Annotated in this window: 17 protein-coding genes and 1 riboswitch; of the genes, 8 read left to right on the plus strand and 9 right to left on the minus strand. The window is 72.9% G+C overall.

Annotated elements, in window-relative coordinates:
- Positions 1-24 precede the first annotated feature (24 nt).
- Together ACIBW6_RS03440 and ACIBW6_RS03445 are read left to right on the plus strand one after the other, a co-directional pair.
- Complete coding sequence (locus ACIBW6_RS03440; protein WP_399056068.1) at positions 25-1,278, plus strand: hypothetical protein; 1,254 nt, start codon at positions 25-27, stop codon at positions 1,276-1,278.
- A gap of 204 nt (positions 1,279-1,482) precedes the next feature.
- On the plus strand, positions 1,483-1,707 hold the full coding sequence (locus ACIBW6_RS03445) for a hypothetical protein (protein ID WP_399056070.1): 225 nt from the start codon (positions 1,483-1,485) through the stop codon (positions 1,705-1,707).
- Positions 1,708-1,756: 49 nt separating this feature from the next.
- Here the strand turns inward: ACIBW6_RS03445 and ACIBW6_RS03450 are convergent, their stop codons facing one another.
- Positions 1,757-4,774 (minus strand): BTAD domain-containing putative transcriptional regulator, encoded by a 3,018-nt coding sequence (locus ACIBW6_RS03450; RefSeq protein WP_399056072.1) that lies wholly within the window; start codon positions 4,772-4,774, stop codon positions 1,757-1,759.
- A 176-nt stretch (positions 4,775-4,950) separates the two neighbouring features.
- Between ACIBW6_RS03450 and ACIBW6_RS03455 the strand changes: the two genes are divergently transcribed.
- Positions 4,951-6,252 carry an MFS transporter gene (locus tag ACIBW6_RS03455; protein ID WP_399056075.1) on the plus strand — a complete coding sequence of 434 codons (1,302 nt, stop codon included), beginning with the start codon at positions 4,951-4,953 and terminating at the stop codon, positions 6,250-6,252.
- A gap of 10 nt (positions 6,253-6,262) precedes the next feature.
- Here ACIBW6_RS03455 and ACIBW6_RS03460 read toward each other — a convergent pair whose 3' ends face one another.
- Positions 6,263-6,841, minus strand: coding sequence for a TetR/AcrR family transcriptional regulator (locus ACIBW6_RS03460; RefSeq protein WP_399056077.1), 579 nt, complete (start codon positions 6,839-6,841; stop codon positions 6,263-6,265).
- Between the two features lie 83 nt (positions 6,842-6,924).
- Here ACIBW6_RS03460 and ACIBW6_RS03465 point away from each other — a divergent pair, with 83 nt between their 5' ends.
- A complete protein-coding gene (locus tag ACIBW6_RS03465) occupies positions 6,925-7,287 on the plus strand; it encodes a VOC family protein (protein WP_399056079.1) in 363 nt (120 codons plus the stop codon).
- A 140-nt stretch (positions 7,288-7,427) separates the two neighbouring features.
- On the opposite strand, the gene ACIBW6_RS03470 is transcribed toward ACIBW6_RS03465, so the two are convergent.
- From ACIBW6_RS03470 to ACIBW6_RS03490, 5 genes are all read right to left on the minus strand, one after another.
- Complete coding sequence (locus tag ACIBW6_RS03470; RefSeq protein WP_399056081.1) at positions 7,428-8,288, minus strand: STM4011 family radical SAM protein; 861 nt, start codon at positions 8,286-8,288, stop codon at positions 7,428-7,430.
- Positions 8,289-8,308: 20 nt separating this feature from the next.
- Positions 8,309-9,775, minus strand: coding sequence for an STM4012 family radical SAM protein (locus ACIBW6_RS03475; protein WP_399056084.1), 1,467 nt, complete (start codon positions 9,773-9,775; stop codon positions 8,309-8,311).
- Positions 9,772-10,578 (minus strand): STM4013/SEN3800 family hydrolase, encoded by an 807-nt coding sequence (locus ACIBW6_RS03480; protein WP_399056086.1) that lies wholly within the window; start codon positions 10,576-10,578, stop codon positions 9,772-9,774. The genes ACIBW6_RS03475 and ACIBW6_RS03480 overlap by 4 nt, the downstream gene beginning before the upstream one ends.
- A 160-nt stretch (positions 10,579-10,738) precedes the next feature.
- Positions 10,739-11,932, minus strand: coding sequence for an STM4014 family protein (locus tag ACIBW6_RS03485; protein ID WP_399056088.1), 1,194 nt, complete (start codon positions 11,930-11,932; stop codon positions 10,739-10,741).
- Positions 11,929-12,885 (minus strand): STM4015 family protein, encoded by a 957-nt coding sequence (locus tag ACIBW6_RS03490; RefSeq protein ID WP_399056090.1) that lies wholly within the window; start codon positions 12,883-12,885, stop codon positions 11,929-11,931. The genes ACIBW6_RS03485 and ACIBW6_RS03490 overlap by 4 nt, the downstream gene beginning before the upstream one ends.
- Positions 12,886-13,052: 167 nt before the next feature.
- Here ACIBW6_RS03490 and ACIBW6_RS03495 point away from each other — a divergent pair, with 167 nt between their 5' ends.
- A complete protein-coding gene (locus ACIBW6_RS03495) occupies positions 13,053-13,856 on the plus strand; it encodes an SAM-dependent methyltransferase (RefSeq protein ID WP_399056092.1) in 804 nt (267 codons plus the stop codon).
- A 91-nt stretch (positions 13,857-13,947) separates the two neighbouring features.
- Here the strand turns inward: ACIBW6_RS03495 and ACIBW6_RS03500 are convergent, their stop codons facing one another.
- Positions 13,948-15,039 (minus strand): sensor histidine kinase, encoded by a 1,092-nt coding sequence (locus tag ACIBW6_RS03500; RefSeq protein ID WP_399056094.1) that lies wholly within the window; start codon positions 15,037-15,039, stop codon positions 13,948-13,950.
- A complete protein-coding gene (locus tag ACIBW6_RS03505; protein ID WP_399056096.1) occupies positions 15,032-15,733 on the minus strand; it encodes a response regulator transcription factor in 702 nt (233 codons plus the stop codon). The genes ACIBW6_RS03500 and ACIBW6_RS03505 overlap by 8 nt, the downstream gene beginning before the upstream one ends.
- A gap of 132 nt (positions 15,734-15,865) precedes the next feature.
- Between ACIBW6_RS03505 and ACIBW6_RS03510 the strand changes: the two genes are divergently transcribed.
- The 3 genes from ACIBW6_RS03510 (at position 15,866) to ACIBW6_RS03520 (ending at position 17,644) form a co-directional block, all read left to right on the plus strand.
- Complete coding sequence (locus tag ACIBW6_RS03510; protein ID WP_399056098.1) at positions 15,866-16,255, plus strand: VOC family protein; 390 nt, start codon at positions 15,866-15,868, stop codon at positions 16,253-16,255.
- An 89-nt stretch (positions 16,256-16,344) separates the two neighbouring features.
- Positions 16,345-16,531: riboswitch (cobalamin riboswitch) on the plus strand.
- A 28-nt stretch (positions 16,532-16,559) separates the two neighbouring features.
- On the plus strand, positions 16,560-17,261 hold the full coding sequence (locus tag ACIBW6_RS03515) for an energy-coupling factor ABC transporter permease (RefSeq protein WP_399056100.1): 702 nt from the start codon (positions 16,560-16,562) through the stop codon (positions 17,259-17,261).
- Positions 17,258-17,644, plus strand: coding sequence for an energy-coupling factor ABC transporter substrate-binding protein (locus ACIBW6_RS03520; RefSeq protein WP_399056102.1), 387 nt, complete (start codon positions 17,258-17,260; stop codon positions 17,642-17,644). The genes ACIBW6_RS03515 and ACIBW6_RS03520 overlap by 4 nt, the downstream gene beginning before the upstream one ends.
- The last annotated feature ends 1 nt before the right edge of the window (position 17,645 follow it).

Genomic DNA, 17,645 nt, shown 5'->3' on the forward strand with positions numbered 1-17,645 from the left:
GCCCGCACTTCCCGGAGGTGACGCGTGAGCGTCCTCGTACTGCACCGCTTCCCGCTCGGCCCGTTCCCCTACGACCGCTGGCTCGCCGACCACGACGGCGGCGTCGTGCTGATCGCCGCCCGCGACCGCATCGAGCAGGGCGGCGAACGGGTGCCCGACGGGCCCGGCGGCTACCGGCACCTGGAGATCCTCGACAGCTTCGACGACGACGAAGCGGTGACCCGCCGGGCGCTCGAACTGGCCCGCCGGCACGGCGTCACCCACATCGTCGCCCACCACGAGGCCGAACTCCTGCGCGCCGCACTGCTGCGCGAGGAACTCGCCCTGCCCGGCCCCCGCCGCGACGACGTCCTGCCCTTCCGCGACAAGGTGCTGATGAAGGAGCGCGCCGCCGCGGCCGGCATCGACGTCGCCCCGCACACCCTCGCGCGGACGGCCGCCGACGCCCGGGACTTCGCCGAACGGCACGGCCTGCCGCTGGTGTTCAAGGCGAGGGACGGCTTCGGCTCGGTCGGCCTGCGCATCGTGCGCACCGAGGAGGAACTCGCGGACCACATCGACCGGGAGTTCCCCGCCGGCGCGGCCCCGCGCACGGACGTGCTGGTGGAGGCCTTCGTCCCGGGACGGATGTGCCACGTGGACGGGCTCGTCGCGGGCGGCCGCACGGCGGTGTCCTGCGCGTCGCAGTACCAGTACGATCTGGCCTCGTTCCAGACCGACCGCGGCGCCCGCATCGATCTGACCCTTGACCCGGACGACCCGGTCACCGCCCGGCTCCAGGCGCTCACGGACGAACTCCTGCGGGCCCTGGGGGCCCCGGCCGACACCGCGTTCCACGCGGAGATCTTCCACACCCCGGACGACCGGCTCGTGCTGTGCGAGATCGCGTGCCGGCCGGCCGGCGGCCGCGTCCGCGACGTGGTGCAAGCGGCCTACGGCATCCACCCCGTCGAGTACGCGGCGCGCGCCGAGGCCGGCCTCGCGCTCCCGGCCCTGGACCGGCTGCCGCGGGGCGCGCGGCTGACACCGCACCGGATGGCGGGGCAGGTCCTGATCATGAAGCGCGCGGGCGAGGTGCGCGCCGTGCCGACGCCGCCGGCCGAGCCGTACGTCGAGTTCTACGAGGTGTTCGCGCGCCCCGGTCAGCGGCTCGCTCCGGCCGCTCTGTCCTCGGACTTCCTGGCGGCGGCCGTGCTGACGGGCGACACCCGCGCCGCGTGCGAGGAGCGGCTCCGCGCGCTGGGGGAGCGCTTCGAGCGCGAGATCGTCGTCACCTGAATCCCCTGGCAGGACGGTGCGGGACGACGCCGGGCGACGCCCGAATCCCCTTGTACGGCGACGCACCGTAGTGGACACTGCTCGTTCGGTATCCGGGCGGTACGAGATCGGGAACGGTCGTCGCCACCATGAGGGACATCGCAGGCAGGGCCCGACCGGGCCGCTGCCACCCACCGCAGGTTCGCACCAAGTAGGAGTTCCATCATGCGCACGAAGATCGCCGCCCTCATCGCCCTCAGCGCAGCGGCGCTCGTCGGCACCCTCGTCCCGGCCGCCACGCAGCCCCACGCCGGGGGCTCGGCGGCGACCGCCGCCGTCACCGGCACGAGATCCGGCGGGGACGTGGTCCAGGTGACGAGCGACCAGGAACGCGGGTCGCTGAGCATCGGCCTCTTCACCAACGGCGGCCCGGACTCCCCGGGAGCCTGAGCCCGCCGCGCCCCCCGCGCTGAACGGGGCGGCCCACGGGCCGTCCCGTTCAGCGCGCGAGGACCGGCATCCCCATCGCCGCGAACAGGCCGTCGGCCTCCTCGCGCAGCCGGGCCTCGGCCGCCGCGTCGCCGAGCGCCTTCGAAGCGTCGGCCCTCCCGTCGAGGGCGCGCGCCAGCTCCACGCGGTACTCGATGGAGGCCGCGCAGCGCGCCGCGCTCTCGTGCAGCTCCAGGGCCTGCTCGTACAAGCCTCGTTGGCGGCGCAACCGGCCGACGATGTTCTCCACCTGACAGCGGCGCAGCGCCGTGCCGCGGGTCCGCACCAGTTCCAGGGCCCGCTCCTCGTAGGCCACGACCGACTCGGCGCGGCCCAGGCGCTGCGCGGTGTCGGCGGACAGCGCCAGGGTGAGGGCCAGTTCCTCGGACATCGCCGACCCGTCGCCGAGACCGCGTGCCTCCCGCAGGCAGCCGGCCGCCCGCTCGGGCTCACCCAGGGCGAGCCGGGCGATCGCCAGGTCGTTCAGGGCCGCGACCCCGACGGCGAGGTCACCGTCGCTGCGGCGCAGCGAGACGGCCTCCTCGGCGGCGGCCGCCGACTCCTCGAACCGCCCCAGCCAGGCACAGACCGAACTGAGATTGCACAGCGCCATCTCCTTGCGCATCGGATGCTCGTGCAGGGCAATGCTGCGCAGCAGATGCTCGCGCCCCTCCCGCAGCTCGCCGAGACAGCCGTGCAACAGCCCGAGCTGGTCCAGGCTGACGGCCTCCCCGTGCACGTCACCGCTGGAGCGCGCCAGTTCCAGCGCCTCCGCGGCGGCCGTCAGCCCCTCCCGGAACCGCCCGAGCTTCCAGCGGGAGGAGACCAGGTTGGTCAGACCGTTGTGCAGCACCCGGGCGTCGCCCCGGCGCCGGGCGGAGTCCACCGCGAGCTGGGCCACGGCCCCGTACTCCTCGAAGTAGCTGCGCAGGTGCAGGTGGTAGAGCACATTGCGGGCAAGGAGCCCGGTCTGCGCGTCCAGCCCCTGCTCATGGGCGAGCACCACCGCGCTGAGCAGCGCGGAGTGCTCCCGGGCGAACCAGTCCCGCGCCTGCTGCTCGCTCTCCAGCTCCGGCGACTCGGCCGTCACGGGCGGCGGATGATGGTCGAACCGCCGCGACCTGCCGGGGAACAACACGGCGCAGGCCCGCTCGGAGACCGCGACGTAGTAGTCGACGATCCGCTCCACGGCCTGCTGGTCCGCCACGGCGGGGGTGTCCGGGCGCAGACTCCGCGCGAACGTTCGGACCAGGTCGTGCAGCGTGTAGCGGCCTATCTCCTGCTGCTGCACCAGGTGTTCGTCGAGGAGGCGCTCCAGGACGGCCTCCGCCTCCCACCGGTCCGTGCCCATCAGCGCCGCGAAGGACATCACGTCGATGTCCTTGCCCGGGTGCAGCCCGCCGAGCCGGAACGCGGTCCGGTGCCGCTCGTCCATCGCCTGGTACGAGAGCCGGATCGTCGCGGCGACGCTGCGCTCGCCCGCACTCAGCTCGTTCAGCCGCCGCGTCTCGTCACGCATCCTGTCCACGAGGTACTGCACCGTCCAGCGCCGGCGGTTGCGCAGCCGGGCGCTCGCGATCCGCAGCGCCAGCGGCAGATGGCCGCACAGCTCCGCCAGCGCGGCGGCCGCGTCGGGCTCGGCCGCCATCCGCTGCTCACCGAGCGTCTCCGCGAACATCGCCGCACTGTCCTCGGGCGACAGCACCTCGATGTGCAGCCGCGTGGCACTGTCCAGATCGAGCAGGGCGGCCCGGCTCGTGACCAGCACCAGGCAGCCCGGAGAGGCCGGGAGCAGTGGCAGCACCTGCGCCGAGTTCAGCGCGTTGTCGAGCACCAGGAGCACCTTGCGGCCCGCCACGGTCGCCCGCCACAACGCGGTGCGGCCGCTCTGGTCCTCGGGAATGCGCTGGTCGGGCACGCCCAGCGTGCGCAGCAGCGCGCCGAGGACGGCGGACGCGCCCAGCGGCTGCTCGCCGGGGGAGTACCCCAGCAGATTGATGTACAGCTGCCCGTCCGGGTAGCGGTCGGCGAGCTGGTGCGCGGCCCGCACGGCGAGGGACGTCTTGCCGATGCCGCCCATGCCGTCGACCGCCACGATCCGGGTGCTGCCGCGGTGCTCGTCGGCGCAGGCGAGCAGCCGCTCCAGCTCCGCCTCCCGCCCGGTGAAGTCGGTCAGGTCGTACGGCAGCGTGGACGGCCCCGCCGCCGGGACCCGCGGCGCCGCGGCGCCGGGTGCCTGCGCGGGCGGGGCGGGCTCGGCGAGCACCAGCTCCTCGCTGTTGCGCAGGACGGCCTCGTACAGCTTCGTCAGCCGCGCCCCCGGATCGATGCCGAGTTCCTCGACGAGCATCTCCCGGACCTTGCCGTACTCGGCCAGCGCCTCGGCGGCGCGTCCGGAGCGGTACAGCGCGAGCATCAGCAGCGCCCGCAGCGTCTCCCGCAGCGGATGCTCCGCGACGTACGCGTGCAGGTCCCCGACCAGCTCGGCCGCCTCGCCCTGATCGAGCCGGAGCTGGAAGAGCTGCTCGACGACGGCGACGCGCCGCTCGTCCAGCGCGGTCGCCGCGCTCGTCAGCACGGCGCCGCCGCGGCCGGCCAGGACCGGGCCGCGCCACAGGGCGAGAGCCTCGCGCAGCAGGTCGGCGGCCTCGTGCGGGGCGCCCGCCGCGATCTCCAGGCGCGCCTGCTCGGTCAGGCGTGTGAAGCGGCCGAGATCGAGCTGATCGTCCTGGGGGACCGCCCGGTAGCCGGGGCCGTCGGTCAGGACCAGGGACGCGCCGTCGGGGATCCGCCGGCGCAGATCGGCGACGGCCTTGCGCACCTGGTGGACCGCGGTCGCCGGGGGCTCGTCCTCCCACACCGCCTCGACGAGCCGGGCGACCGGCACGCACTTGCCGGGCTCCAGGAGAAGAGTGACCAGCACCCGCTCCTGGATCGGCCCGCCCAGGCGCAGCCGGTGCTGGTCGACCCAGATCTCCAGGGTGCCGAGAATGTTGTACCGCACCCGGTCCGGTGCTTCCGCGGTCACGTCGATCCCTCCTCGGGCTGGTTCAAAAGCCCAGGTGGGGGCCTTGCGGTACCGAAGATACTCGTTGGCCGGGAGAGCGGGCAGCCCAGGTCGGGAGGAACGGAGCGGGACGTGATCGGGAACACCGTGCGGCAGGCTCCGGGACGCGAAAGACGCCGTACTGCCGAGGAGCCCCCGTGCCCGACGACCACCGTCCCCTGCCGTCACCCCCTCCCGCCCGCCGCTTGCGGTACCTGGCGGCGGTCGCCGCGGAGGCCGTCGGCAGCGGCCTGTACATCCCGGTCTCGCTGCTGTACTTCCACCACGTCACCAGCATCTCCATGCCGCGCATCGGCACCGCCATGACCCTCGCGGCACTTCTTGGCCTCGCCGTCAGCCCACTGGCCGGAACCGTGATCGACCGCTGGGGCGCCCGCGGCGCCGTCGTGGGCGGGTTCGTGATCCGGGGCGTCGGCTTCCTGACCTACCCGCTCATCCACGACTTCTGGCAGGTGCTGCTCTGCGCCACGCTGGTGGCGATCGGCGACCGTTCCTTCCAGGCGTCGATCCAGGCCCTGGTCTCGGAACTGGCCCGGGGAGCGGAGCGGGACCGGCTGCTCGCCTCCCAGTACAGCCTGCGCAACGCCGGGATGGGCGCGGGCGGGCTGCTCGCCGGTCTGGTCCTCGGGGCCGACGCGGACTGGGCGTACCAGAGCGTCGTCATCGGCAGCGGTGTCGGTCTCAGCGTCGCCGCGGCCCTGATCGCCTCCCTGAGGATGCCCGCGCGGCCGACGGGTCCCGCCCCCGGCGCCCGGACGCATCCGGACGGCGGCGCCGCGGGGTACCGCGCCGTGCTGCGCGACCGCCCGTACCTCCAACTGACGGCGGCCAACATCCCCCTCGCCCTGTGCTACTCGTCGCTCAGCGTGATCCTGCCCGTGTACGTCACGCAGTCGCTCAAGGCGTCGCCGTCCGCACCCGGCCTGCTGTTCACCCTGAACACCGTGGTGGTGGCCCTGGCCCAGGTCCCGGTCACCAAGGCGCTGGTCCGGACCCGCAGGACCCGCGCGGCGGCGCTCGGCGGCGTGGTCTTCGCCGCCTCCTTCGCCTGCTTCGGCCTCCTCGACCCGCTCGGCCCGAGCCCCTGGCTCTACGCGGGCCTGGCCCTGGCGACGCTCGCCTACACCTGCGGCGAGCTGCTGCACGGCACCACGTCGGGCGCGCTGGCGTCCGACGCGGCCCCGGAACACATGCGCGGCCGATACCTGTCCACGTACTTCCTGTCGTGGTCCATCGCGAAGGCCGCCGCGCCCGCCCTGTTCACCGCACTGCTGGCCGCCTCCACGGCGCTGACCTGGACCGTCCTCGCGGCAGGCGTTCTGATCGGCAGCCTCGCGCTGCTGCGGGTCGAACCCAGGCTCCCGGCGCGGGCCGTCCACGTCACGGCGCCCGTACCGGTCCCGACGGAGACGGAAGGGGACCTGGCGCGGACGCCATGAGGACAGGTGGTCAGGCGGGGTGCGTGGCGCCGTGACGCAGCCCGTCGAGCAGGAGCCCGGCGATCTGCCGGGCTTCGTCGATCCACCCCTCCGTCGCACGCAGGGTGCACACACCCCCCAGGGCCCGCAGGAGCGTGGCCCCGGTGACGTCGCCGCGCACCGTGCCGGCCGCGCTGCCCGCGTCGAGGAGCCGGGTGAGGGCGTCGGCCATGCGGGTACGGGCGTCGTCGAAGACGGGTGAGTCGGTGGCCATGATGCTCTCCAGAGCGACGGACATCCCCTTGCCCACGGCGGAGTGGTCCACGAGCAGCAGCAAGAACCTCCGCAGCGCGTCGAGCGGGGCGAACCGGTCCAGCAGTCCGTCGGCGGCGGCGCACAGCTCGTCGACCTCGGAGCGCCACACCTCCTCGATCAGCGCTTCGCGGGTCTCGAAGTGGCGGTAGAGCGTGCCCACGGCGACCCCTGCTCCGCGGGCGATGTCCTCCACGTGCACCTCGGCGCCGCCGTCGAGGAAGGCCTGCCGTGCCGCGGACAGCAGCGTCTCGCGGTTGCGGCGCGCGTCGGCCCGCATCGGGCGGGATGTCGGCAAGGGAAACCTCCATAAGGTGAGTCGGGCTCCGTTTAAGTGCTACCTTTTCCGGAGTCGGGTTCACCTTACAAGGGAGGCGCTCCATGTCCTTCACGCTGAGTTCCGTGATCGTCGATGCCGTCGACATCGAGGCCGAGGGCGCCTTCTGGCACCGGTTGCTCGGCGGCTCGATCAGCCGCACACCCACGCACCACTTCATCCAGGCCCCGGGCCTGCCCGTCATCGTCGTCCAGTCGGCGCCCCGGCAGACCGCTCCGGGCTGGCCCGACGGCCCGTCCCAGCAGCTGCACCTGGACTTCACCGTCGACGACCTGGCGGAAGCGGACCGCACCGCCACCGCCGCCGGCGCGACCCGGCTGCGGCCCACCACCGAGGTCACCGACGCCACCGGCAGCCGCGTGTACGCCAGCCCGGCGGGGCACCCGCTGTGCCTGCGTTCCCGCTGAGTGCGCCGCCGGACGAGCCGGGGGCGCACCGGCCCGGCAGCGAGGGCCAAGACCCGGTCGACCGGAGAACTCGCCACGGCCGGAACGGTCCCGGCCGCGGGGGAGTCCGTACGGTCGCTCGCGACGGGGTCCAGGAGCGTCTACACGCTCCGCCCCACCGGCGCCGCCGGTATCCGCTCCAGGACCCCGCCCGCGAAGACGTCGTACAGCGGCAGCGTCTCCAGGTGGACGTAGCCGATGTGGCAGTCGCAGACCGCCAGCGGGCACGCCCGGGGCGCGAGCGCCGCCCGCCAGGAACCGTCGTACAGGTTGCCCAGCTCGGCCGGGACGAAGTGGCAGCGGCGCACCGTGCCCGCACCGTCCACGGAGACGACCGAGGAACCGGTCCGGCAGGGCAGCCCTGCGGAGCGGTGCGGGTGCCTGCTGTACGGGAAGAGGGGGTCGACGGCCGTCCAGGCCGCGGCCTCCTCGTCCGTGTACGTGCGGCCCTCCGCCGCGTTCACCCACAGGTACACCTCGGACGGCAGAGCCCGGCGCAGGGCGCGGGCCTGCGCCAGATGTTCGGGGAAGCCGACCACGCCGACGCTGAACCGCACCCCCTGCCGCGTCAGCTCCCGCGTCTTGCCGAGGAACCGCTCATAGGGCGTCTGCCCCGGGTGGAACGTGCACCACAGGGCCAGCGTCCGCGGATCGGCTTCGGCCAGCCACTCGGTGCGGCAGCTCAGATTGGTCTGGATCGCGACGCGCGCGACGTGCTCGTGGTGCGAGAGCTCGACCATCGCCCGGCGGTACCAGGAACGGACCAGGCCCTCGCCCCACGGCGTGAACAGCACGGACAGCCGGTCCTCCCGCTGTCCCGCTACCCAGCCGGTGAACCTCTCCAGCGCCGCGCGGTCCGCCCGCAACTGCCCGGTGGAGTCACGCCGCTTGGCGAACGGGCAGTACGGACAGTCGTAGTCGCACGACGCCAGCGGCCCCCGGTACAGCAGCGTCAGATCCATCGCTCGCCCATCTGCGTCGGTCACCTCGGCTCGTACGCGGCCATCGCGGCGCGCACCTCGGGGGAGAACAGCTCGGGACCGAGCGCGTCCGAGTGCGCGAGCCCCTCGGCCGTCAGCCGCAGCCGCGCCCCGGGGCCGTACGCGTACGGCTCCAGCCAGCCCCGCGCGGCGAACAGGCCCAGCTCGGCCGGGAAGTCGGCGAACGGGTCCGCGCCGAACCGCACCCGGTAGTCGGCCACGGCCATGCCCCCGGCCTGCAACAGGGATTGCAGCAGATGACGGCGGCGCGCCTCCCGCCCGTCGACGCGGCGGCCGTGCCGCGCCCGCGCGAACTCCTCGGACGTGGTGGCCGTGTAGCCGTCGATGATCGCGCGGATCTCCCGCATGTCGACGGCGTACTCGAACGAGTAGTGCAGCGAGGAGGTGTACGAACGGGCACCGCAGCCCAGGCCGATCATGCCGTCGGTCTGGCAGGCGTGGTCGTCCGGGCCCTGCGCGGGCGCGTCCGCGCGCCGGAACATGCGCATCGACACCTGCTCGTAGCCGTGCTCCAGGAGGTGATCGCGGCCCTGGCGGTACAGGCGCAGCCGCTGCTGGTCCCAGGCCCCGTCGGTGAGCGGGGCGGCGCCGCGGCCCAGGCCGGTCAGGGGCCGGACGTAGAGCGGGTAGAGGTACAGCTCCTCGGGGCGCCAGGCGAGCGCCGCGTCGAGGGAGACGCGCCAGCTCGCCGGGGTCTGGCCGCCGATGCCGTAGATCAGGTCGATGTTCAGCACCGGGATGTCCGTGTCCCGGATGCGGGTGAGGGCGGCCTCGACGTCCGCGCGGCGCTGCGGCCGGACCGCGGCGCGGGCCTCCGCGTCGACGAAACTCTGCACGCCGATGCTGAGCCGGGTCGTGCCGCGCTCGGCGAGGACCGCGAGCCGGTCCGCCGTCGCCGTCGCGGGGGAGGTCTCCACGGACAGCGGCACCGCCCTCAGGTCCGCGCCCGTCCGCAGCTCCGCGATGTCGCACAGCCGGGCCAGCTCGTCGGCGTCGAGGAAGGTCGGGGTGCCACCGCCGAACGCCGCGTTGGCGAACCGCACGTCCGGGCCGTCGCCGAGCGCCTCGCGCACCGCCACGGCCTGCCGCTCCAGAGCGTCCAGATAGCGGCTGGTCAGCTCGTCCGGGGCGCCGATCCGCGTGAACAGGTTGCAGAAGCCGCAGCGGACCTCGCAGAACGGTATGTGCAGGTAGAGGGAGAGAGCGCCCTTGGGCTCGGCGCGCCACAGGTCGCGCAGCGCGGGACGCTCGGGCAGCGGCCGGTAGGCGGTCTTGTGCGGGTACGCGTAGACGTAACTCTGGTACGGGCGCGGGAGGTTGCCGGAGGCGGGCCGGGTGTGTCCGGCCGCTTCGACACCTCTGGCCGTGTCGATGTCTCCATCCGTTTCGACACGTCCGGGCCTCTCGGCGTGTCCGGTCGCTTCGGACGCTTCGGCGGTGGCGGTCATGCGGTCGGCTCCAGGAAGAAGTGGGCGTAGGGCACGGTCCAGACCGCTTCGTGGCCGAGGCGGTGGCCGGTGAAGCCGTCGTCCCCGTAGGCCGTGCCGTGGTCGGAGCAGACGATGGCGAAGCAGCGGCGGCGCGCGCGCATCGCCGCGAACAGCCGCCCCACATGCCGGTCGATGTACTCCAGCGCGGCGGCATGGGACCGGCGGGTGTCGCCCGACGCGCGGGTGGCGCCCGGGAGATGGAACCAGTTGGGCTGGTGCAGCGCCGCCGCGTTCACGAACAGGAACAGCCGCTGCTCGTGCGGGAGCGCGGCGACGACCTGTTCCGCGCACGCCACCTGCGTCTCGAACGACGTGGGTGAGGCGACCCCGAACTCCGGCTCCCAGTGACTCTCCTGGAACAGCCCGGGCAGCACGTTCCCCAGGGCGCCTTGCCGGTTGAAGAAGCCGACGCCGCCGACGCAGACGGTCCGGTACCCGGCCGCGGCCAGGCCCGTCACCAGGTCCGGGGTGTCGAAGACGTAGGTGCGGCCCGCGGTGGTCTCGCTACCGGCGAACCGCGCCGCGAACAGCCGTGGATGCGGTCCCGGCGTCGCGGGGGTCGGCAGGAAACCGGCGAACATCGCCTGGTGGGAGGCGTACGTGAAGCTGCCGGGCGCGTGTCGCTTCTCCCAGGCGCCGCCCGGCAGATGACGCGCCAGATTCGGGATGCGGCCTGCCTTGGCCAGCTCTACGGCGACGTCGTAGCGCAACGTGTCGAGAGTGAGCAGCAGGAGGTCGTCGCGGCCCACCACGTCGTTCATGTCGGGGTCGGCCGTCGGGGTGTGCGCGGTGTGCGCGGTGTTCGCGGCGTTCGGGGTGTTTCGAGTGGTCCCAGTGGTCCCAGTGGACCGAGTGTTTTGAGTGTCATCGATCCGACCGGTACTCGGGGCGGGCAGGCCGGGCGGTGGCGCTGTGGTGGTGTCAGGTGCGGGCATCGAAGGTCCTTGCGAGCGGGTGTGCGGCGGCGGCAGCCGGCCGGGGCGGAGCGGCGAACGCGGCCGGGGCCCGCGCGGGGTGCCCGGGGCCGGTGAAGTGGCGGAGCACGGCGGCGACCTGGGCCGCATAGGTGTCCTGTCCCTCGGCGCCGCTGCCGGGCAGCCCGGTCAGGCGCGGCAGCAGATCGCCGAAGGCATTGACCTCGCCGACGGTGAAGCGCCGCCACCCCACGGACGGCAGCAGGTCGACGCCGACGCACAGGGTGCGGGGGAAGCAGGCCGCGGCGCGCTCGCACAGGTCGAGGGCGTGCGCCCAGGACCCGCCCGCCGCGTGCCGGGCGGCGGCCCACTCACCGCGCAGACCGCCGAGGTGCAGATTGGTCAGCGGGGTCCGGCTGGTGCGCACGACGGCATGCGTCGCGCGCCCGGCGATCACGACGACGCGCAGGTCCGCGGCGCGTCCGTGCAGCGACGCCTTCGGCAGCCAGCGTTCGATGTGCAGACCGTCCGGGGCCAGCGCGTCCACGATCGCCGCGATGTCGCTCTCGCGCGTGTAGCGCCGCACGCGCAGGGAGTTGTGCAGCGCGCCGTCCGCCCGCTCGACGGACGTGGTCGCGCGGATCCGGCCGGGTCCGGCCGTCTCCAGGGCCAGTACGCCGGAGGCCGACGAGCCGTGGGCCGGCTTGACGAAGACCCGGGGCATCCGGTGCTCCGCCATCAGCGCCCGTACGTCGTCCCAGCCGCGCACCCCGGCACCGCCGCCGGAGGTGGGGGAGGCCGGGACGGCGACCCCCGCGTCGGCGAGGACGCGATGGCAGCGGCGCTTGTCGAAGAGCACCGCGACGTCATCGGGATCGTCGAGCCGCACCCCGCCGTCGAGGGACCGGACGGCTGCCAGGAACCGCCGGTACCAGCGGGCGCCGCCCTCGACGCGCGTCGGATCCGACACGTCCCGCAGGGCGCGCTCGACCTCCGCGTCCTCGCCCGCCGAGTCGATCCGCACGATCTCGTCGTCGTCGAAAGAGGCCCCGCCGTCGCGCAGGACGTCCCGCCACGCCACCATCCGCGGCGCCGGCAGCCCGGCGTCCCGTACGGCGGCCGTGAACAGGTCCACCCGGCGGTTGCCAGGATTGCCGACGACGGCGAGACGCGGCCCCGCGGGTACGGTCCGCCCGGTCATTCGCCGACCGCGACGTACCGCCACACGGTGTCGCCGTCCTGGTCCTCGTCCGCGTCGTCGGCGCCGAGGTCGAGCTCGACGCCCGCGGGGACGAGGGAGTCCAGGAAGCGCTCACGCAGCCCGTCGCTCAGGTAGTTGTGACGCAGGTCGAGCCTGCTCAGGTGCGTGAGCGGCCGGCCCGCGAGGAGCGCGGTGGCACCGTCGTCGGTGAGCACGCCCATCGACAGGTCGAGCGTGTCGAGCCGGGCCACCACCGGGGCCGCCGCCACGGCCGCCGCGACGTCGTCCTGGATCTCGCTGTTGCACAGCGCCAGATGCTTGAGGGCGGGCAGCCGGGCGCCCGTCAGCAGGGGCTCCAGGTCGGCGACGGTGGAGTCGCCGCCGTAGTCCGAGGTGCCCAGCCACAGGACGAGGCGGGTCAGGGCGGGCAGGTCGCTCGCCGCGATACCGCGCACCGCCTCGGCGGGCAGCCCACCGGTCTCCACGGTGAGGGAGCGCAGCCGCTCGTGGCGGACCGCCGGGAACGCCAGACTGGTGCCGCCGCGCACGGCGAACTCCGTCAACTCCGGGAAACCGGCCAGCAGCGGGGTCACGTCGCCCTGCGTGATCCAGCTGATCTCGCACTCCTCGAAGACGATGTCGCCGAGGAACAGCGCGCGCAGCCGCGTCAGCCGGTCCCGCGCCGCGAGGAGCGCCGCGATGACCGGCTCAGGACCGTTCTCGTACGGGTCGCTCCACGAGCCGACCACGAGCGCCTTGACGCGCGTGAGGTCCACGGCCGCGGCGAACCGGGCGAACGCCTCCGGCCACGTCTCCTCGCTGTCGTAGGACTCCACGGAGATCCGCCACGCGACGGCGTCGGCGGCCGGCAGCCCCGCCCGCTCCGCGTCCGCCGCCGGAAAGTCGAAAGCGGGCAGGCCGTAAAGCTCCTGCAAGTGGTTTCCGATGGTCATGTCCGCCCCGTTCCCGATCCGTTCGCGATCCTCGCTGGACTGACTTTGTACCAACCGGCACTGACAACGACCGCCCCGGGGCGCAGACGTGAGCGGCGGGCGGTGAAATGAGCGTTGCTGACACCGAGTTGACGATGTCGTCCCCTGCTCCATGTGAAGCTGTGCCCATGGATGATGTGAATGCTGACGTGAAGAGCAGGATGCAGACGGACCGGCCGCACTCGGCGCGCGTCTGGAACTATCTGCTGGGCGGCAAGGACAACTACCCCGTGGACAGCGAGGTCGGGGATGCCATCCTGTCGACCTTCCCGGAATTCGCGGCCGTGGCCCGGCTGCAGCGCGCCTTCCTCACGCGTGCCGTGCGCTTCCTCGCGGCCGAGGCCGGCATCCGGCAGTTCCTCGACATCGGCACCGGCCTGCCGACCGCGGACAACACGCACGAGGTGGCGCAGCGCAGCGCGCCGGAGAGCAGGATCGTCTACGTCGACAACGACCCGCTCGTCCTCGCCCACGCCCGCGCCCTGCTGACGAGCAGCCCGGAGGGGGCGTGCGCGTACATATCGGAGGACGTGCGCAACCCGGAACGCATCCTGGCCGAGGCGGCGAAGACCCTGGACTTCAGCCGGCCGGTCGCCCTGACGCTGTTGGGCATCATGGGCCAGCTGTCGGACGCCGACCGGCCCGGGGAACTGGTCGCCACATACCTGGCGGCGCTGCCCGCCGGAAGCTACGTGGCCCTGAGCGACGGGATCGACACCAACGACGCGCTGAACGCCGCGGTGACCGCGTACAACGCGCAGTCGGCCAACACCTACCACCTGCGCTCGCCGGAGGAGATAGCCGCCTACTTCACGGGACTCGACGTCGTGGAGCCAGGCGTCGTCGCCACGTCGGTCTGGCGCCCGGACGACATGCAGCCGGTGGAGGAGACCGTAGAGGTCGCGTATTGCGGTGTCGCGCGCAAGCGTTGACCCCCGGGCCAGTGCCCCGCCGTGCTGTGTGCCCCCGCCCGACGAGGAGGGCGGGGGCACGTCGGCTCCGGCCCGCCCGGCCGGCCGTACCTCACGGGAGCGGGGGCGTACCTGCGGGGAGTTCCACCGTGATGTACAGGCCGCCGGTGTCGCGCGGGGTCAGGGTGAGGGTGCCGTCGTGTGCGCGGGTGATGGTGGCGACGATGGCAAGGCCGAGGCCGACGCCCGTCTGGTGGGCGTGGATGCGCTCGGTGCCCCGCCGGAACGGCTCGGTGAGCGTCGAGACCAGGTGGGCGGGGAGTACCTCACCGGTGTTCTCGACCGTGAGCGTCGCGCGGCCCGCGTGCACGCCGTTCGTGACCCGGACCCGGCCCTCAGCGGGCAGATTGTGGACGATCGCGTTGTGGACGAGGTTCATGGTCAGTTGCAGCAGCAGCGCCGGCGATCCGCTCGCGGGGGTGACGTCGCCGCGGGTCTCGACGGTGACGCCGTTCTTCTCCGCGAGGGGCAGCAGCGTCTCCGTGGCTTCTTCCGCCAGGAGGGACAGGTCGACCTGTTCGCGGGTGAAGGAACGCTGGTCGGCCCGGCTGAGCAGGAGCAACGCCTCCGTGAGGTCGATCGCCCGGGTGTTGACGGCGCGGAGGCGGTCGAGGATCTCGCCGGTGTCCTGAGCCGGATCGCTGCGGGCCACGTCGAGGAGCGACTTCGAGACGGCCAGCGGGGTGCGTAGTTCGTGCGAGGCGTTGGCCGCGAACCTCCGCTGCTCGGCGACGTGCGCTTCCAGCCGGGCGAGCATCGCGTCGAAGGCGTCGGCCAGTTCGTGGAACTCGTCCTGGCGGCCCGGCATCCGAATGCGGTGCGAGAGCGATCCCGTGGCGGCCGTGCGGGTGGCGTGGGTGATGCGGGCCAGCGGAGCGAGCATCCGGCCGGCGAGGACCCATCCGCCCAGGAGACCGAAGACGAGGAGGAACACCATCACCGCGGCCGCCGTCGGCGCGAACGCCCGCACGAACTCGATGACGGGGTTGCTGCGCCACGCCCCCTCTTCATTGGTCTGCAGCCACCCCTGTCGCAGCAGGAACATCCCTACGGCGGCGAGCGCCAAGGCGCCGGCCAGCATGAGGAACCCGGCGTAGCTGAGGGTGAGCTTGAGGCGGACGCTCGGCCCAGGCGGCCTATCCACGATCGGCTACCTCGTCCCCGTCTGGGGCTTGCGGCTGCGCGTCGATGCGATAGCCGACACCGGGGACCGTGGCGATGATCCACGGCGCACCGAGGCGCTTGCGCAGCGCGGAGACAGTGATCCGGACGGCATTGGTGAAGGGGTCCGCGTTCTCGTCCCACGCGCGCTCCAGCAGCTCCTCGGCGCTGACGACGCCGCCCTCGGCGGCGATGAGGACCTCGAGCACGGCGAACTGCTTGCGCGTCAGCGCGACGTACCGGCCGTCCCGGTGGACCTCGCGCCGGAACGGGTCCAGCCGCAGCCCGGCGATCTCCCGGACCGGGGGCCGGCTGTAGGCACGCCTGCGGTCGAGCGCGCGGAGCCTCAGGACGAGTTCCCGCAGTTCGAACGGTTTCGTGAGGTAGTCGTCGGCCCCGAGATGGAAACCGGACGCCTTGTCGTCGAGCCGGTCGGCCGCGGTCAGCATGAGGATCGGCATGCCGCTGCCGGAGGCGACGATGCGACGGGCGACCTCGTCACCGGACGGGCCGGGGATGTCGCGGTCGAGGACGGCGATGTCGTACCTGTTGACGCCCAGCATCTCCAGCGCCGTGTCACCGTCCCCCGCGAGATCGGCCGCGATCGCCTCCAGCCGCAGACCGTCGCGGATGGCTTCCGCCATATAGGGCTCGTCCTCGACGATCAGCACACGCATGGTCTCGATGGTACGAGTGGGCACATATCGTCCGCGTATCGAGAACCGCGTACGCGGACGACAGGGCTGTGCGGGCTGATGCCTCCGGCGGGCGGCCTACGCTGAACTCCGTCCGTACGAGCGGGGGGAAGCATGACAAGTAGGTTCACCGAGCTGACCGTTGACTGCCATGACCCGGAGCGCCTCGCGGCGTTCTGGTGCGAGGTCCTGGACTTCACGGTGATCGACCGGGGTGAGGGCAAGGTCGAGATCGGCTCCTGGGTCCCGACCGTCGAGGACGTGCGGGCCCGCCAGATGCCGCCCACCCTCGTCTTCATCCGCGTGCCCGAGGGCAAGACCGCCAAGAACCGGCTGCACCTCGATGTCAGCCCGATCGACGGCAGTACGCAGGACGAGGTGACCAGGCTGCTCGGCCTCGGCGCGACCCGGACGGACGTGGGTCAGGGCTCGGCCCGGAACTGGGTGGTCATGGCCGACCCGGAGGGCAACGAGTTCGACGTCCTGCGCACGCTGGCGCCGTAGGACCGGGACGGCCCCCTGACCGGCCTTCAGAACGTGCGGGGCGCAGGTCCCCGCGCGGGGTCGCTGTTGTCATGCGCGATACCTGGGCATTACTGTCCCCTTGCCTTGGTGTACGGGAAATCCGGTGTGGAACCGGTGCGGCCCTCGCCACTGTGATCGGGAAGTCCGGCTCCAGCCCTTCAGTGGGCGGCCACTGGGTCCTCGGACCTGGGAAGGCGGAGATCCGGGCAGTGTCACCCGTCAGCCAGGAGACCGGCCAGGGCGTTTCAACCATCCACGAGGTGCTGGAAAGGTCCGTTCAGCCATGCACATAGCCGAGGGTTTCCTGCCCCCTGCGCACGCGGTCGCCTGGGGCGTCGCGGCCGCGCCGTTCGTCGTCCACGGGGTCCGCTCACTGACCCGGGAGGTGAGGCAGAACCCGGAGAGCACGCTGCTGCTCGGCGCGTCCGGCGCCTTCACCTTCGTCCTGTCCGCACTCAAGCTGCCCTCCGTCACCGGGAGTTGCTCGCACCCCACCGGCACCGGACTCGGGGCCATCCTGTTCCGGCCGCCGATCATGACGGTCCTCGGGACGATCACCCTGCTGTTCCAGGCGCTCCTGCTGGCCCATGGCGGACTCACCACCCTGGGCGCCAACGCGTTCTCCATGGCGATCGTCGGGCCGTGGGCCGGCTACGGCAGCTACCGGCTGTTGCGCCGCTACGGCGTGCCGCTGATGGTCACCGTCTTCTTCGGGGCGTTCGTCGCGGACCTGTCGACCTACTGCGTCACGAGCGTGCAACTCGCCCTGGCCTTCCCCGACCCGAGCAGCGGATTCCTGGGCGCGCTCGGCAAGTTCGGGTCGATCTTCGCGGTCACGCAGATCCCGCTGGCCGTCAGCGAGGGGCTGCTCACCGTGCTCGTGATGCGGCTGCTCGTCCAGTCCAGCAAGGGCGAACTGACCCGCCTCGGCGTCCTCGTCACCGGCGCCCGCCCGGCCACCGCTCCCGAGGCGGTGGCCCGGTGAAGCGGAACACGAAGATCAACCTCCTGCTCCTGATCGTGGTGGCCGCGCTCGCCGTCCTGCCGCTCGCACTGGGTCTCGGCGACCACAAGAAGGAGCCCTTCGCCGGGGCCGACGCCGAGGCGGAGACGGCCATCACCGAGATCGAGCCGGACTACGAGCCGTGGTTCTCCCCGCTCTACGAGCCCCCGTCGGGGGAGATCGAGTCCGCCCTCTTCGCCCTCCAGGCGGCCCTGGGGGCAGGCGTGCTCGCGTACTACTTCGGGCTGCGCCGCGGACGCAGGCAGGGCGAGCGGCGCGCGACGGAAGGCGTCACGGCGGGCACCGCGAACGGTGACCCGGCCGAGGGGACAGCGGCCGCCACCGCGGCCGGGGACCGGAACTGAA

Origin of the sequence: Streptomyces sp. NPDC049813 (assembly GCF_044465085.1) — a bacterium.
Taxonomy (GTDB): Bacteria; Actinomycetota; Actinomycetes; order Streptomycetales; family Streptomycetaceae; genus Streptomyces.